The organism is Herbidospora sp. RD11066 (assembly GCF_054661255.1).
This window is the reverse complement of the sequence record NZ_BAAGDO010000158.1, coordinates 1-271: the sequence shown is the minus strand read 5'-3', so window position 1 is coordinate 271 and position 271 is coordinate 1. Positions and strand designations below refer to the sequence as shown.

Genomic DNA, 271 nt, shown 5'->3' with positions numbered 1-271 from the left:
TCTCTCCACTTTCACATCATCTTTAACCAGTTGATAAACATAAGTCACAATCGTGCCAGCCTGGATGTCCATAAGAACAAAGGAGGGTACCACATCACTCTGTAGTGGATTATAAGCTCCTGTGGCAGACCCAGGGTTGATATAAAATCTTCCTTCATGTTCATATGCAGCAAACTTGTGTGTGTGGCCATATATTAGAATATCCACATCAAGCTGGCGTTGAAGCATGGCCAGTGCTTCAGGATCACCCCACGGAACAACTTGATGACCA

General features: G+C 44.3%; 1 protein-coding gene. It reads right to left on the bottom strand.

Annotated features, from left to right (window positions below; genetic code table 11):
• Positions 1-271: YfcE family phosphodiesterase (locus tag ACYQ78_RS39625; RefSeq protein ID WP_459806146.1), on the bottom strand; the 271-nt coding region annotated here is incomplete at both ends.